The sequence below is a fragment of the Micromonospora sp. IBHARD003 genome (genome assembly GCF_056106285.1).
Window position 1 is genome coordinate 4,105,718 of record NZ_JBWBBX010000001.1, and the last position, 14,394, is coordinate 4,120,111.

The 14,394-nt window shown below is 70.5% G+C and carries 15 protein-coding genes and 1 tRNA gene; 12 read left to right on the plus strand and 4 right to left on the minus strand.

Annotated elements, in window-relative coordinates:
* Positions 1-108 precede the first annotated feature (108 nt).
* Positions 109-726, plus strand: a complete 618-nt coding sequence (locus tag ACTWOL_RS18245; protein ID WP_474297791.1) for a LytR C-terminal domain-containing protein — start codon at positions 109-111, stop codon at positions 724-726.
* Between the two features lie 90 nt (positions 727-816).
* Here ACTWOL_RS18245 and upp read toward each other — a convergent pair whose 3' ends face one another.
* A complete protein-coding gene (gene upp, locus ACTWOL_RS18250) occupies positions 817-1,452 on the minus strand; it encodes a uracil phosphoribosyltransferase (RefSeq protein ID WP_474297792.1) in 636 nt (211 codons plus the stop codon).
* Here upp and ACTWOL_RS18255 point away from each other — a divergent pair.
* The 9 genes from ACTWOL_RS18255 to ACTWOL_RS18295 all read left to right on the plus strand — a co-directional run bounded on the left by ACTWOL_RS18255 (position 1,451) and on the right by ACTWOL_RS18295 (position 8,170).
* Positions 1,451-1,750, plus strand: coding sequence for a hypothetical protein (locus tag ACTWOL_RS18255; RefSeq protein ID WP_474297793.1), 300 nt, complete (start codon positions 1,451-1,453; stop codon positions 1,748-1,750). The genes upp and ACTWOL_RS18255 overlap by 2 nt on opposite strands.
* A 158-nt stretch (positions 1,751-1,908) precedes the next feature.
* A complete protein-coding gene (locus ACTWOL_RS18260; protein ID WP_474297794.1) occupies positions 1,909-2,439 on the plus strand; it encodes a tRNA adenosine deaminase-associated protein in 531 nt (176 codons plus the stop codon).
* A 92-nt stretch (positions 2,440-2,531) separates the two neighbouring features.
* The gene (gene tadA / locus ACTWOL_RS18265; RefSeq protein ID WP_474301190.1) at positions 2,532-2,984 is read left to right on the plus strand and encodes a tRNA adenosine(34) deaminase TadA; all 453 of its coding nucleotides are present in this window, start codon (positions 2,532-2,534) and stop codon (positions 2,982-2,984) included.
* A gap of 48 nt (positions 2,985-3,032) precedes the next feature.
* Positions 3,033-3,117, plus strand: a tRNA-Ser gene (locus ACTWOL_RS18270).
* Positions 3,118-3,808: 691 nt separating this feature from the next.
* Complete coding sequence (locus tag ACTWOL_RS18275; RefSeq protein WP_474297795.1) at positions 3,809-3,973, plus strand: hypothetical protein; 165 nt, start codon at positions 3,809-3,811, stop codon at positions 3,971-3,973.
* 343 nt (positions 3,974-4,316) lie between these two features.
* On the plus strand, positions 4,317-4,610 hold the full coding sequence (locus ACTWOL_RS18280) for a Dabb family protein (protein WP_474297796.1): 294 nt from the start codon (positions 4,317-4,319) through the stop codon (positions 4,608-4,610).
* Positions 4,611-4,810: 200 nt separating this feature from the next.
* Positions 4,811-5,740, plus strand: a complete 930-nt coding sequence (locus ACTWOL_RS18285; protein WP_474297797.1) for an RNA polymerase sigma factor SigF — start codon at positions 4,811-4,813, stop codon at positions 5,738-5,740.
* 234 nt (positions 5,741-5,974) lie between these two features.
* On the plus strand, positions 5,975-6,859 hold the full coding sequence (locus ACTWOL_RS18290) for an RNA polymerase sigma factor SigF (protein ID WP_474297798.1): 885 nt from the start codon (positions 5,975-5,977) through the stop codon (positions 6,857-6,859).
* 549 nt (positions 6,860-7,408) lie between these two features.
* On the plus strand, positions 7,409-8,170 hold the full coding sequence (locus ACTWOL_RS18295) for a hypothetical protein (protein ID WP_474297799.1): 762 nt from the start codon (positions 7,409-7,411) through the stop codon (positions 8,168-8,170).
* Between the two features lie 126 nt (positions 8,171-8,296).
* On the opposite strand, the gene ACTWOL_RS18300 is transcribed toward ACTWOL_RS18295, so the two are convergent.
* On the minus strand, positions 8,297-8,512 hold the full coding sequence (locus ACTWOL_RS18300) for a hypothetical protein (protein WP_474297800.1): 216 nt from the start codon (positions 8,510-8,512) through the stop codon (positions 8,297-8,299).
* A gap of 255 nt (positions 8,513-8,767) precedes the next feature.
* Between ACTWOL_RS18300 and ACTWOL_RS18305 the strand changes: the two genes are divergently transcribed.
* Together ACTWOL_RS18305 and ACTWOL_RS18310 are read left to right on the plus strand one after the other, a co-directional pair.
* A complete protein-coding gene (locus ACTWOL_RS18305) occupies positions 8,768-9,220 on the plus strand; it encodes a MarR family winged helix-turn-helix transcriptional regulator (protein WP_474297801.1) in 453 nt (150 codons plus the stop codon).
* A gap of 46 nt (positions 9,221-9,266) precedes the next feature.
* Entirely contained in the window at positions 9,267-11,723 is a 2,457-nt protein-coding gene (locus ACTWOL_RS18310) for an MFS transporter (protein WP_474297802.1), read from the plus strand.
* Between the two features lie 83 nt (positions 11,724-11,806).
* Here the strand turns inward: ACTWOL_RS18310 and ACTWOL_RS18315 are convergent, their stop codons facing one another.
* The gene (locus ACTWOL_RS18315; RefSeq protein WP_474297803.1) at positions 11,807-12,712 is read right to left on the minus strand and encodes a TetR/AcrR family transcriptional regulator; all 906 of its coding nucleotides are present in this window, start codon (positions 12,710-12,712) and stop codon (positions 11,807-11,809) included.
* A gap of 55 nt (positions 12,713-12,767) precedes the next feature.
* The gene (locus ACTWOL_RS18320; RefSeq protein WP_474297804.1) at positions 12,768-14,345 is read right to left on the minus strand and encodes an MFS transporter; all 1,578 of its coding nucleotides are present in this window, start codon (positions 14,343-14,345) and stop codon (positions 12,768-12,770) included.
* Between the last annotated feature and the right edge of the window lie 49 nt (positions 14,346-14,394).

Consider the following 14,394-nt stretch of genomic DNA (forward strand, 5'->3'; position numbering starts at 1 on the left):
CCACCCGGGCGGCTTTCCGACCCGTACGGACGCAGTTTCCGACCCATACGGGCGCCGTCCGATGATCGTTTAGTAGCTCATGTCCCGGGACCGCACTACGCTGCGCTCATGAGCATGCTCACTCCCCCAGGCATGGGCGGAAAGTACCGCATCACAGGCAACGCCTACCCGCGTATGCGCCGCCCTCGTCGCCGCAGGTACGTGCTCGGCGGCATCGCCGCGGTCACCGTCGCCGGCCTCGGCGGCTGGGGGACGCTGCAGCTCATCGACGTGTTCACCGGCGACGGAAAGAAGCCCGCGGTCAGGGCCCAGACGGCCGCCTGCAAACCCCAGGCGTCCCCCGCGGCGGCCCCGCTGCTGCCGAAACCGGCCCAGGTCACGGTGAACGTCTACAACGCCACCCCGCGTTCCGGTCTCGCCAGGACCACGGCCGACGAGCTCAAGCGGCGCGGCTTCGCCATCGGCAAGGTGGGCAACGCCCCCGCCGTCTACGACAAGAAGGTCCCCGGCACCGGGATGGTGCTCGGCGCTTCGACGGCGCATGAAGGGGCACTCCGGGTGCTCGGCACCCAGCTGACGGGTGCCCAGCTCCGGGTCGACGCCCGCAAGACCGCGGACGTCGACCTGATCATCGGCACCGCCTTCAAGACGCTCGACGCCAAGGCGGTGTCGGACAAGGCGCTGGCGGCCCTGGCCGTCCCGCCGAAGCCCGCCGCGCGCTGCTGAGCAGGGGGCAGGGCACCGGGCGGGCACTCACCGACCGTGCCGTACCGCCCCACGGGGGCGCCGCCTGCGCGCCGCCCCCGGCCGGTACCTCTACTCCGCCGCTCCGTACATCCGGTCACCCGCGTCGCCGAGGCCCGGGACGATGTAGCCGTGCTCGTTGAGCCGCTCGTCCACCGACGCCGTGACGACGGTGACCGGCGTGCCGGCCAGCTCGCGCTCCATGAGCTCGACACCCTCCGGGGCCGCCAGCAGCACGACCGCGGTCACATCGTCCGCACCGCGCTTGATCAGCTCCCTGATCGCCGCGACCAGCGTGCCGCCGGTCGCCAGCATCGGGTCGAGCACATACACCTGGCGGCCGGAGAGGTCCTCCGGCATACGCGTCGCGTAGGTCGACGCCTCGAGGGTCTCCTCGTTGCGGATCATCCCGAGGAATCCCACCTCGGCGGTGGGCAGCAGCCGCACCATGCCGTCCAGCATGCCGAGCCCGGCCCGCAGGATCGGCACCACCAGCGGGCGCGGGCGCGAGAGCTTGACGCCCGTGGTCGGCGACACCGGGGTCACGATGTCGATCTGCTCGGTGCGCACGTCCCGGGTGGCCTCGTACGCGAGCAGGGTCACCAACTCGTCGGCGAGCCGCCGGAAGGTCGGGGAGTCGGTGCGCTGGTCGCGCAGGGTGGTGAGCTTGTGCGCCACCAGGGGGTGGTCGACGACGTGGATCCGCATGGCCCCCACAGTAGCCGGGACCGCACACGCCCTGGCATCAACGGGTGCCGTGGAGGGAAGGTGGGACGTACCCCCTTCCAGCGCTGAGGTGGTGTGGCCGATGCGGGACCGGGAACAGCAGGACGAACAACGGCAGGAGCAGTCCGAACCGGACAACGAGGTGGACCGCCGACGGCGGCGCGCCCAGTTCCTGCGCGAACTGAACGAGGCCAAGGCGCTGCGCGAGCGCGTGCAACCGCGCCGTGCCCGAGCGGCCCGAATGCGCCAGGCCATGCGGATGCGCAGCTTTCGCTGGTGAGTCCCGAGCACACCCTGGGCGGACTCTTTGACTGAACGCGTGCACGACGCAACGCCCGAAGACCTCTCGCGAAGGCGCTGTTTCTGTCACGATTCCGAAGGGCGGGGCCGTCAAGCGCACCGCCGGTCGTCACAACTCTGATCAGTGGGAGAGTCACGGTGTACTTCGCCGCACTGCTCGCGCGCACCGAAGACGGGTGGGAAGCGAGCGACACAGAGCTCGACGATGTGGAGACCTTGTCGGATCTGACCGACTTGGCTCACGAGGCTTCGGTGGACGAGGACACGGTGCTCGTCTTCATCGAGCAAGAGGACGCATGGTTCGGCCTCGTCCGTGTGGAGGGCGAGGACGACCCTCGCATCTTCGTCTCGGACGCGGCCGCGGCCGCCCGCTCCTCGTACGGGGAGATCCTCACCAGGGAACTGCTGGGCGGGGAACCGGACGACGATGCCGACGACCTGGACTCGCTCGACCTCGACGGCACGGAGGAGGGTGAGCCCGCCACCGAGGAGGACGAGGAGGAGACGTCGTCCACCGCGGAGACCGCGCCTGCCGGCCCGGCCGGCGACCGCGCGATCCTCGCCGACCTGGGCATGTCCGAGAAGGAGCTGCTGGCCCTTCAGAGCGACGCCCTGGGCGAGATCGCGGACTCGCTGGGCGCTGCCGAAGTGCTGGAGACCGTCCGCTAGTGACCGGGGACGTGCCTGATCCCGTCCTGCCGGACCCCCTGCCCGGTACGGAGCCCGTGCCCGATCCGGTGCGCGCACCGTGGGAGACGTACATGCGTCTCGCACTGGCGGAGGCGTCGCGTGCGGCGCAGGGCGGCGATGTGCCGGTCGGTGCCGTCGTCCTCGGTCCGGGCGGCGCCGTCCTCGCCACCGGTCACAACGAGCGCGAGCTGACCGGCGACCCGACGGCGCACGCGGAAGTGCTCGCGCTCCGCAGGGCCGCGGCCAAGCTCGGGGAGTGGCGCCTCACCGGCTGCACGCTCGTCGTGACGCTGGAGCCCTGCACGATGTGCGCGGGCGCGCTGGTGCTCTCCCGGGTGGACCGGGTGGTCTACGGCGCGCGGGACGAAAAGGCCGGCGCGGCGGGCTCCGTGTGGGATCTCGTACGGGACCGGCGGCTCAACCACCGGCCGGAGGTGATCCTCGGGGTCATGGAGGACGAGTGCTCCGAGCAGCTGTCGGCGTTCTTCCGGAACGGCCCGGGGAGCGCCCCCGGAGGCCGCTGATCGATATCGATTTCAGAGCACGGCCCACCTTGGGCTAAGCTCTCTCCCGGTAGCGTGTCCGAGCGGCCGAAGGAGCTCGCCTCGAAAGCGAGTGTGGCGCAAGTCACCGAGGGTTCAAATCCCTCCGCTACCGCTGACAGACGAAAGGCCCGGTCCACTGGACCGGGCCTTTCGCCGTTCTCACCCGGCCTTCGACGGGCCGTCAGGAAGCCCCGCGGGCGCCCGCGCAGGGGACGGCCGGACATGGCTGCCCACGAGGCGGGCCGGAGTGAGGGCCTGGCGTCGCGACGCCGCGGAGATCCGTCAGAAGCCCCCTAGAGCGCACCGCCGAGCCCGGGGCACCCTCCGGCGGAGCTGAGCACAGGCCCCCGCCGCGGCCGGCCGCCGTCCGTCCCCGGTCCTGCCGCACACGGCGCCCCGACTCCCCGCGGCGCCGAGCGCGCGCGGAAGGGCCCCGGCGCCATACGCCGGGGCCCTTCCTCACTTCAGTTGCCGTTCGCCCGCCTCTGGACTTCCGGGGAGGAGAGAGGAGAGGAGGCCGGAGGGAGCGGCCTCTCGGGGGGGACTGACCGCTCCCCCCGATGAGAACCGGTCCGCCCGGACCCGGGCCGCTCTCGGGGGGAAGCTCGCGGCGCGGGACCCCGCAATGGGGGACGGTTCCTCGCCCTTCGGATCCCGCCGGATCCTCGGGGTCTCCTCCCATGCTGCGCCCGTGGGCACCCCTGGCGGGCCGGACGAAGGGCCCTGATCTCCGGGACCTTCGTCCATAAGGGGCTCGGTTAGACTCACGCGACGTCACAGGGGACGCCGGGGAGGCAGGACCGATGGTGCAAACGAAGAAGATCGCGCTCTACATAGTCGTCGTCTTCGTGCTGTACACGATCATCAATTCCCCCCAGCGCGCCGCCGACCTCGTCCAGGTAGGATTCGAGGGGATTTCGAGCGCTGCTCAAGGTGTCGGCGACTTCATGACCGAGCTCGTCGACTAGGTCCTGTCCGGGCGATCCTTGAGGACCAGCCCGCGGCGTCAGATGCGGTGCATCGCAAGGCGGTGGGGGTACCCCCGGCCGGAGGCTGGGGGAGATCGTCCTCGTACTGGACGTACTCGGACGACTCCGACAACGCAGCGAAGGGCCGCAGCTGTCGTCGTGGGCCCGAGAAGATCGCCCGGACAGGACCTAGGCCCGGACGGGACCTGGGACCTTTCCCGGACTGGCATCACGAGCGCCATGAGCCGTCCGGGCCCCTCAGCAGCGGCGCCCCGAGCCGCTCGACCGGCCGGACCATCCGGCCGGCCACCGTCAGCTCGACGGTTCGACCCGAGGAGCACCCTTGATCCGCCATCTGGTCCTGTTCAAGCTCAACGAGGGCGTCAGCCGCGACGAGCCCCGCGTCGTCGCAGGTGTGCGGGCCTTCCGGGAGCTCGGCGGCGTCATTCCCGAGCTGGAGGTCTGGGAGTGCGCCTGGAACATCTCCGACCGGCCGATCGCCTATGACTTCGCGATCAACTCCGCGGTCGTGGACAAGGACGCCCTGAAGCGCTACGTCGAGCACCCGGCCCATCAGGCGGCAGCGGGCCAGTGGCGGGAGTTCGCCACGTGGGTGATCGCCGACTACGAGTTCTGACCGGCCTCCGGGACCCGGTCCCCGGCCCCCCACCGCCATGGTGGGGGGCTTCTCTGTGCTCCCACCCCAACTTGCCCCTCAACACGGAGTGATGAGGTGCTTGCACACAGTGGACATGTCTTGTGATGCTATGACCGCTTTTGACGGATGAGTTGACCGAGATCGATCCGCTGTTCGAACGATGAAGGGGTGGCGAGACCGTGTCGGCCAATACTGCGCCTCAAGTGCCGCCCCAGCACGAGAACAGCGAGAGCGAGAGCAACGGCAGCACAGGCAGCAGCACCAGCAGTGGCATCGGCGGCAACAGCGGCAACCCCGGCATCGGGGAGAACGGCCGGGGCGAACCCCGGGCCGCCAGACCACAGGGCCGGGGCGCGGACACCAGGGCGCTCACCCAGGTGCTGTTCGCCCAGCTGAAGGAGCTGGAACCGGGCACACCCGAGCACTCACGGGTGCGCGCGGCCCTGATCGAGGCGAATCTGCCACTGGTGCGGTACGCCGCCGCCCGCTTCCGCAGCCGCAACGAACCGATGGAGGACGTGGTCCAGGTCGGCACGATCGGCCTGATCAACGCGATCGACCGGTTCGACCCGGACCGCGGGGTGCAGTTCCCCACCTTCGCCATGCCGACGGTGGTCGGCGAGATCAAGCGGTACTTCCGGGACAACGTACGGACCGTCCATGTGCCGCGCCGGCTGCACGAACTGTGGGTGCAGGTCAACGGCGCCACCGAGGACCTCACCACGACGCACGGGCGCTCCCCCACGACCGCCGAGATCGCCGAGAGGCTGAAGATCTCCGAGGACGAGGTCCTCGCCTGCATCGAGGCGGGACGGTCGTACCACGCGACCTCGCTGGAGGCCGCGCAGGAGGGGGACGGACTGCCGGGGCTGCTGGACCGGCTCGGATACGAGGACCCGGCGCTGGCGGGCGTGGAGCACCGCGACCTCGTACGCCATCTGCTCGTACAACTGCCCGAGAGGGAGCAGCGGATCCTACTGCTGCGGTACTACAGCAATCTGACGCAGTCGCAGATCAGTGCGGAGCTCGGCGTTTCGCAGATGCATGTGTCCCGGCTGCTCGCCCGAAGCTTCGCCCGACTGAGATCCGCAAACAGGATCGAAGCGTAACCGAAACGGGTAGAACCCTTTCAGCCCACTTGCGGGGTGACAAAAGCCGCAGACCCCCTTTTTCCTGCACGGATTTGATGGCTCGTTGTCGACAAGTCACTACAGCGCGTTGCCGACATGTGACATTCTGCGGGAACCGCGTTTGCCGCGGCCCCGCCTCCGGTATTCAGGTGGAGGCTGCGTTCCACCGATGGTCGCGGCCCACGCGACCGTCCGCGACCTCCAGGGGGTGGCATGTCCGCAGAACAGGGCAGCTCGAAGGTGCTCACGCGCGAGGCGAGCGCTCCCTCGCCCGACGTGCTTCCGGTGCCGGCGCCGGCGTCCCCGGAAGCTCCCCCGGCCATCACGGCCCCGGAAGCTCTCGACACCCGCACACTCTCCCGCTCCCTCTTCCTGCGGCTGGCCACTCTGGACGAGGACAGCCCGGAGCGTACGTACGTACGCGACACCCTCATCGAGCTCAATCTGCCGCTGGTGCGGTACGCGGCGGCGCGCTTCCGCAGCCGCAACGAGCCCATGGAGGACATCGTCCAGGTCGGCACCATCGGGCTGATCAAGGCCATCGACAGATTCGACTGCGAACGGGGCGTGGAATTCCCCACGTTCGCGATGCCGACGGTGGTCGGCGAGATCAAGCGCTTCTTCCGGGACACGAGTTGGTCGGTCCGGGTTCCGCGCCGACTGCAGGAGCTGCGGCTCGCCCTGACGAAGGCGAGCGACGAGCTGTCCCAGAAGCTGGACCGCTCCCCGACCGTTCCCGAACTGGCCGCGGCGCTCGGAGTGTCGGAGGAGGACGTGGTCGACGGTCTCGCCGTCGGCAACGCGTACACGGCCTCCTCGCTGGACTCCCCCTCCCCCGAGGACGACGGCGGCGAAGGCTCCCTGGCGGACCGTCTGGGCTACGAGGACACCGCCCTGGAGGGCGTCGAGTACCGCGAGTCCCTGAAGCCCCTGCTCGCCAAACTCCCGCCCCGCGAGCGCCAGATCATCATGCTGCGCTTCTTCGCGAACATGACGCAGTCCCAGATCGGCGAGGAGGTCGGCATCTCGCAGATGCACGTCTCGCGGCTGCTGACACGCACCCTGGCGCAGCTCCGTGAGGGGCTCATCGGGGACTGAGGCAGGCCGGGTGGGAGCCGCCTCCCGGCTCCCACCGCCGTAGGTCTGCCTCCGAGCGGCAGCACGCCCTCACCACGCCTTCTGCTGCGGCCTAGTGCTGTGGCCGGATAGGTTTGCCGGGAAGCTCGCGGCGTCCTGTGCGGTGTATCGCCAGGCGGAGAATCGGCCTTGTACTGGATGTACTCGGGTGATTCGACAACGCAGCGAGACGCCGTGCAGGGCGCCGCGAGCCGGTGAACCTATCCGGTCACAGCACTAGGTCCTGTCCGGGCGATCTTTGAGGATCAGCCCGCGGCGTCAGATGCGGTGCATCGCAAGGCGGTGGGGGTACCCCCGGCCGGAGGCTGGGGGAGATCGCTCTCGTACTGGGCGTACTCGGGCGACTCCGACAACGTAGCGAGGTGCCGTAGCTGTCGTCGCAGGCCCGAGAAGATCGCCCGGACAGGACCTAGTGGACCGCGGGACGGCGCCCGGGTCGCCGGGAGGCGCGTACCGGCCGTTTCCGTGGGCACCGTTCACAATTGACGGACCGTCAGCGACACTGGCGCGATGCGACGGCGACAGGTCGGATACGGGCTCGCAGGGCTCGCGCTCTGCCTCGGCGGAGTGCTCGCCGCATGCGGGAACGGCGGCGAAGGCGACGGGTACGTGGCCGTCGGAGCCGCGGGGACCGGGCCCGAAACGGGGCCCGGGGGCGCGGTACCGCCGTCGGGGAAGGTCGCGCTGGTGCCGCTGGACGGGACGGCGTCCTCACCGGGTACGGGTACGGACAGAGGCAACGGCCCGGCCGCAACGGCACCCGGGAGCGGCGGCCCGGGTACGGATACGGCCACGGGCCCGGGAACGGAGCCGGCTCCGGGAGCAACGCCCCGACCTGGCACGAGCACCGGTACGCCCACCGGCGGCCGTCCGGGCGGACCGACGCGGCCCGGCCACTCCGGCACACCCTCACGCCCGCCGTCCCCGCCCGCCCCCGGCACCACGCCGCCCTCTCCGCCACCTCCCGGACCGGCGGTGCTGAGCGTCGGGGACCCGGTGCGCGGCGGCACGGACCAGCGCTGGTGCGAGACGGTGACGCTCGAGTTCCGGAACACCGGCGGCTCGCCCGTGCGCTCCGGGTCCGTGACCTTCGGGACGCACATCATCGGCGCGCTCGGGATCGACTGGGCGACGATCGAGTCCGCTCAGCCCCTGCCCGCGCCGATCGCCGCGAAGACGGTCAGGGCGCGGACGTACACCGTGTGCGTCGAATCGTGGCGGGTGCCGCTCGGGATGCACATCGAGACCCGGGACGTGCGCGCCGACCACTGAGCCGGGGACGCGGGTGACGCCGGACATGCCGATACGCGCACGCACACGTGTGCGCACGCTCCGGGCCCGCGCAAACGTCGGAAGCCGGTGATGCCCGGGCTCACCGGCGCCGTATGCGGGAAAGGATCAGCTCAGCGCGAGCCAGGCCACCGCGCCGAGGAGCGCGACGACCGCCAGGACGCCGACGATCAGACCGACCCGCGGTCCGGACGACGCGGGCTGCGCCGAGTGGCCGCGGCCCTGCGGAGCGCCGTCGTCGACGAAGGCGCGGAACATCTGGGTGCTGCCCGCCGGGTCGTAGTTGCCCTCGGGACCCTGGGGCGCTTGGGGGTTGTGTGCCATGGGGCAGGACCCTAGCGAACCCGGGTGACCCACCCAAGCCCCGGGCCTGCACCCTTGCGAGACACCCCCGGGATATCCGCACCACGGCCCCGTACCTCCACGCACGCTCCGGCTGGGGCTCCGCGCGTGTCGGGATGACCCCGCACAGACACATCCTTTGGTGTTCCTTTACCCCTTGAACCCCTTCATTCATTTGCCTGCAGCAACCAACAGCTTTTATGGTTGCCCTAAGCAACAAGATCTGGGGGTGGACCCATGGCCGAACGGAGCCAGTACGAAGAGCTGGCGCGGCAGATCAGCGCCATCGGCGCGGTCAAGCGCGGGCTCGCCCGCCATCTGCCCGCCGAATGCCCGGGCGGCTCGGCCACCGTACTGGCCCTCCTCGGCCGCTTCGGGGAGATGCGGATGAGCCGGCTCGCCGAGCTGCTCGCCGTCGACATGTCGGTCACCAGCCGGCATGTGTCCCATGTGGCGGACCGCGGCTGGATCGAACGCGCACCGGATCCGGACGACCGGCGCTCCCGCATCCTGCGGCTGACTCCCGCAGGCCGCGACATGCTCGACGAGCTCGGCCGCCGGACCGCCGACCTGTTCGCCCACTCCCTCAGGGACTGGTCCGACGAAGACGTCGGACGGCTGAACACCCTGCTGGCCCGGCTCCGCGAGTCCGTCGGGGACTGCCGGGGCACCCAGCCGGCCCGTGCCTGACCCGCACCCGACACCCGTACAACACACGCGAAAGACAAGGAAGCACATGGCTACGACCACACCCACCGGTGTGCGGGGCGGCCACGCCAGGACCCTGGACGACGGCGCGCCGATGACGCACCGGCAGATCATGGAGGCACTGTCCGGGCTGCTGCTCGGCATGTTCGTCGCGATCCTGTCGTCGACGATCGTCTCCAACGCCCTGCCCCAGATCATCACCGACCTCGACGGCGGCCAGTCCGCCTACACCTGGGTGGTCACCGCGGCACTGCTGTCGATGACCGCCACCACCCCGCTCTGGGGCAAGCTGGCCGACCTCTTCTCCAAGAAGCTGCTGGTCCAGATAGCCCTGGTGATCTATGTGGCGGGCTCGGTCGTGGCCGGCCTCTCCCAGAACACCGGCATGCTCATCGCCTGCCGTGTCGTCCAGGGCATCGGCGTGGGTGGTCTGACCGCCCTCGCGCAGGTCATCATCGCCGCGATGATCGCCCCGCGCGAGCGCGGGCGCTACAGCGGCTACCTCGGCGCGACCTTCGCCGTCGCAACGGTCGGCGGCCCGCTGCTGGGCGGCATCATCACCGACACCGAGTGGCTCGGCTGGCGCTGGTGCTTCTACGTCGGCGTGCCCTTCGCGCTGATCGCACTGGTCGTCCTCCAGAAGACCCTGAAGCTCCCGGTCGTGAAGCGCGAGGTCAAGGTCGACTGGGCGGGTGCCTTCTTCGTCAGCGCCGCCGTCTCGCTGCTGCTGATCTGGGTGACTTTCGCGGGAGACAAGTACGACTGGGTGTCGTGGCAGACATACGCCATGACCGGCGGTGCGCTGCTCCTCGGTGTGGTCTTCCTCGTCATCGAGGCCAAGGCGAGCGACCCGATCATCCCGCTGCGGCTCTTCCGCAACCGCACCATCGCGCTGGCCTCGCTGGCCTCGCTGTTCGTCGGTGTGGCGATGTTCGCGGGCACGGTCTTCTTCAGCCAGTACTTCCAGCTGGCGCGGGACGAGTCGCCGACGATGTCCGGCGTGCTGACGATCCCGATGATCGGCGGGCTCTTCCTCTCCTCCACCGTCAGCGGCATGATCATCACCAAGACCGGCCGCTGGAAGGCCTGGCTGGTCAGCGGTGGTGTGCTGTTGACCGGCGGCCTCGGACTCCTGGGCATGATCCAGTACGACACCGACTACTGGCGGATCGCCGTCTTCATGGCCGTCATGGGTCTCGGCCTCGGCATGATGATGCAGAACCTCGTGCTGGCCGCCCAGAACCAGGTGGCCCCGCAGGACCTCGGCGCGACCTCGTCCGTCGTCACCTTCTTCCGCTCGCTGGGCGGTGCCGTCGGCGTCTCGGCACTCGGCGCGGTACTCGCCAACCGGGTCACCCACTATGTGCAGGACGGGCTCGCCGAACTCGGCCCGCGTGCCGCGGCGCAGGGCCACGGCGGCGGGGGCATCCCCGATCTGGACACCCTCCCTGCGCCGATCCGCACCGTCATGGAGGACGCTTACGGGCACGGGGTGGCGGACGTCTTCCTGTGGTCGGCCCCCTTCGCGCTGCTCGCGTTCCTGGTGACGCTGTTCATCAAGGAGGTGGCGCTGAAGAGCTCCGCGGTGGCGCCCGACGCCGCGCCCGGCGAGAGCCCGCTCGACGAGCCGGCGGCGTCGGCACCGGCAGCCGTTGCTCCGGTCGCGATACCGGCGCAGGCAGGAGAGGCCGACGGCACCGGAACCGCGACCGGGATCACCGTGCACGGAACCGTACGGACTGGTGACGGCGCCCCGCTCACCGGCGCCGCCGTCACCCTGATCTCGCTGAACGGACGTCAGCTCGGCCGCTCGGTGAGCCACACCGACGGCTCGTACGCGCTTGACGCACCGGCCCCCGGCTCCTATGTGCTGATCGCGTCGGCGGACGGCTTCCAGCCGCAGGCCACCACCGTGGCCGTCGGCGACGGGCCGCTCACCAACGACATCGCCCTCAGCGGTACGAGCGGGCTGGCGGGCACCGTCGTCACCGCCGAGGACCGGGAGCCGGTCGAGGGCGCCACGGTGGTCGTCACCGATGTGCGCGGTGACGTCCTCGCCACCGGAACCTCGGCTGCCGACGGCGGCTTCACCTTCGCGGAGCTGGTCCCCGGCCCTGTGACGGTCGCCGTGAACGCGGCCGGATTCCGGCCGCTGGCCCACCCGGTCGACATCGGCGCCCAGGGCGTGACCCGTATCGAGGCGGCCCTCCGGTCCGGTGCCGTGGTCCAGGGCGTCGTCCGCGCCGGTGGCGAACCGGGCGCCGGCCGACCGCTGGTCGACGCGCGGGTGACCCTCGTCGACGACGCCGGGAACGTGGTCGGCACCGCGACGACCGGCGACGACGGGGCGTACGCCTTCGCCGACCTGGACGCGGGCGTCTACACGCTGATCGCGACGGGCTATCCGCCGGTGGCGGGCGCCCTCACGGTCACCGGCCGCGGGGTCGACGGCCACGACATCGCACTCGCCCACCCGGGCGAGTGAGCAGACCCCCGTGCGGCGCCTGAGCGGAGGCGCCGCACGGGGCCGGGGCGGCGGACAGGGACGGTCCGCCGCCCTGGGTGGTCTCAGGCAACCTCGCCGGTCTCCTCGTCGGCCTCGGCACCGGATTCTTCGTCGGCTTCGGCGTCGGCGTCCGCATCGGCCTCCGCGTGGCGGGCGACCATCGTCTCGATCCCGGCGATCATCAGATCGAGGGCGATCCCGAAGTCCCGTTCCAGCATTTCCTCTGCGGTGTCCGCGCCCCGGGCCGCAATGATCTTCTCCGCGTCCACGAGGACCTCGTCGAAGCCCGCCACCTCACGGGTCGCCCCCATGGCCTCGACGTAGTACTCCTCCAGGGTCATCCCCGCGTCCGCAGAGCGCTTCTTGAGGTGGCCCTCGACCGTGCCGAGGCCGTAGACGAACTGGAAGACAGCGCCCAGGGCCGCCGACTGCCACTTCAACGGCAGTCCCGTGCTGCGGACGATGCGCTGCGCGGTCCCCACGAACTGCAGGGAGTGCGGGCCGATGTTCAGATAGGTGCCGACGAGCGGGGACACCCAGGGATGGGTGACCAGCAGGGTGCGGTATCCACCCGCCAGTTCACGCAGCTGGTCGCGCCAGTCCGCGCCGCCACCGCCACCCGCATCCGCTGTATCCGCCGTACCTGCCGCATCCGCCGCATCCGCCGTATCCGCCGTATCCGGCAAGGTCAGCTCCCCGAACACCGCGTCGAGTGCGAGCTCCATCAGGTCGTCCTTGGTGTCGACGTACCAGTAGAGCGACATCGCCGTCACACCCAGCTCCCCGGCGAGCCGGCGCATGGAGAACTTGGCGAGACCTTCGGCGTCGAGCAGCCGCACGGTCACCTCGGTGATCCTGTCCCGGTCGAGGCCGGAGGGCTGGTCGGCCTTGCGGCCCCGGGGAGCCTTGCCCCCCAGCCATACGCTCATCCGCGCCGGGCCCTTCGAGCGGTCGGCTGCCGACACCATGGCGTTCCTCCAGCCTTCCGGCTCATACGGTCGATCGGTCCATCCGGTCCCGATGCTATGCCGCAGCTCCGGAGGCGTCCGCCGGGCGGCCGGGCCCGACCGGCGCGGTCGGCTCCGCACGCTCGGCCCTGCGCAGCAGCACCGCGGCCACCAGGCCACCCGCCAGCACGGCCACCGCACCCACCAGTTGGCTGGTCTGGAGACTGGTGGCGAAGGCATCGGCGATACGGGCCCGCTCCGCCGGTCCCCCGGCCGCGGCGAGTGCCGCGGGCAGCGAGGCCGCCGACACGGCGACGAGCGAGGCGAACCGCGAGTTCAGTACGGCACCGAGGACCGCGACGCCGAGGCCGTTGCCGAACTCGGCCAGGGTGCCGTTGACCCCCGCGCCCACACCGGCCTTCTCGGGCGGGATCGCACTCATGATCGCGACCGCCATCGCGGGCTGCGACAGCGCGACCCCGGCGCCCATCAGGACCAGACCGAGCAGCATTCCGCCGTAGCTGCCGTCCGTGCCGCCGCCCAGCACGGCGATGGCGGCGAGACCGCCCGACACCAGCGTCATCCCGGTCAGCACCGTCAGCGGGGTGCCCAGCTTCACCATGACCCGCGGGCCGAGTCCGGAGAGATTGAGCAGCACGACGGTGAGGGCGAACGGCGCCATGCGCAGACCCGCCTCCAGGGGCTCGTAGCCCAGCACGAACTGCAGGTGCTGGGTGAGCAGGAAGATCGAGCCGCCCATACCGAAGACGACGAGCAGCGCACCCGCCACCGCACCCGTGAACCGCTGGTCGCGGAAGAAGTGCATGTCCAGCATCGGATGCGGGATGCGCAGCTCCCAGAACGCGAACGCACCGAGCACGCCCAGCCCGAGCACCGCCGCGACCAGCACCCGGCCGGAAGTCCAGCCGTCCACCGGGCCGCTGATGATCGCGTACACGACCGCCGACATACCGACCGTGGAGAGCAGCGCGCCCAGCAGGTCGGGGCGGTCGGCCTGCGGATTCTTCGACTCGGGTACGAGCTTGACGACCGCGATCAGCCCGATCAGCGCGACCGGAAGGTTGATCAGGAAGACCATGCCCCACCAGTAGTGGTTGAGGATGACGCCGCCGATCAGCGGACCCGCGGCGAAGCCGAGCGCCCCGACGGTGCCCCAGAGCGCGATGGCCTTGACCCGCTCGTGCTCGTCGAAGATCTGGGTGACGACGGCGAGGGTCGTGGTCATCAGCAGAGCGCCGCCGATACCCATGCCCGCCCGCGCGGCGATCAGCTGGCCCGAGTCCTGCGCGAGCCCGGCCGCCAGCGAACCGAGTCCGAAGAGCGCGAGCCCGGCGATGAGCATCTTCTTGCGGCCGTAGCGGTCGGCCGAGCTGCCCGCGGTCAGCAGCAGTCCCGACTGGACCAGGGAGTAGGCGTTGATCATCCACTGGATGTCGGCGGTGGACGCGTCGAGTTCGGTGGTGAGGGAGGGGATCGCGACGCTGAGGACGGTGTTGTCCAGCAGCACGGTGAGCTGGGCGAGGCAGATGACGCCGAGGATCAGCCAGCGCTGCGGATGGCGCGGTCCGTTGGGAGCGATGGGTATGTCAGGTGCGGCGGAAGGGTTCCCGGGGTCGGCGGCCGTCGCCGTCATCACAGACTCCTATACGGTGTACGAGACTTGGACTCGTACACCGTATAGG

What these genes read in the sequence shown, in the direction of transcription:
- ACTWOL_RS18245 (WP_474297791.1), top strand. Translation starts at nt 109, where the DNA reads ATGAGCATGCTCACTCCCCCAGGCATGGGCGGAAAGTACCGCATCACA.
- ACTWOL_RS18255 (WP_474297793.1), top strand. Translation starts at nt 1,451, where the DNA reads ATGGCCCCCACAGTAGCCGGGACCGCACACGCCCTGGCATCAACGGGT.
- upp (WP_474297792.1), bottom strand. Translation starts at nt 1,452, where the DNA reads ATGCGGATCCACGTCGTCGACCACCCCCTGGTGGCGCACAAGCTCACC.
- tadA (WP_474301190.1), top strand. Translation starts at nt 2,532, where the DNA reads ATGCGTCTCGCACTGGCGGAGGCGTCGCGTGCGGCGCAGGGCGGCGAT.
- ACTWOL_RS18275 (WP_474297795.1), top strand. Translation starts at nt 3,809, where the DNA reads ATGGTGCAAACGAAGAAGATCGCGCTCTACATAGTCGTCGTCTTCGTG.
- ACTWOL_RS18290 (WP_474297798.1), top strand. Translation starts at nt 5,975, where the DNA reads ATGTCCGCAGAACAGGGCAGCTCGAAGGTGCTCACGCGCGAGGCGAGC.
- ACTWOL_RS18295 (WP_474297799.1), top strand. Translation starts at nt 7,409, where the DNA reads ATGCGACGGCGACAGGTCGGATACGGGCTCGCAGGGCTCGCGCTCTGC.
- ACTWOL_RS18300 (WP_474297800.1), bottom strand. Translation starts at nt 8,512, where the DNA reads ATGGCACACAACCCCCAAGCGCCCCAGGGTCCCGAGGGCAACTACGAC.
- ACTWOL_RS18305 (WP_474297801.1), top strand. Translation starts at nt 8,768, where the DNA reads ATGGCCGAACGGAGCCAGTACGAAGAGCTGGCGCGGCAGATCAGCGCC.
- ACTWOL_RS18310 (WP_474297802.1), top strand. Translation starts at nt 9,267, where the DNA reads ATGGCTACGACCACACCCACCGGTGTGCGGGGCGGCCACGCCAGGACC.
- ACTWOL_RS18315 (WP_474297803.1), bottom strand. Translation starts at nt 12,712, where the DNA reads ATGGTGTCGGCAGCCGACCGCTCGAAGGGCCCGGCGCGGATGAGCGTA.
- ACTWOL_RS18320 (WP_474297804.1), bottom strand. Translation starts at nt 14,345, where the DNA reads ATGACGGCGACGGCCGCCGACCCCGGGAACCCTTCCGCCGCACCTGAC.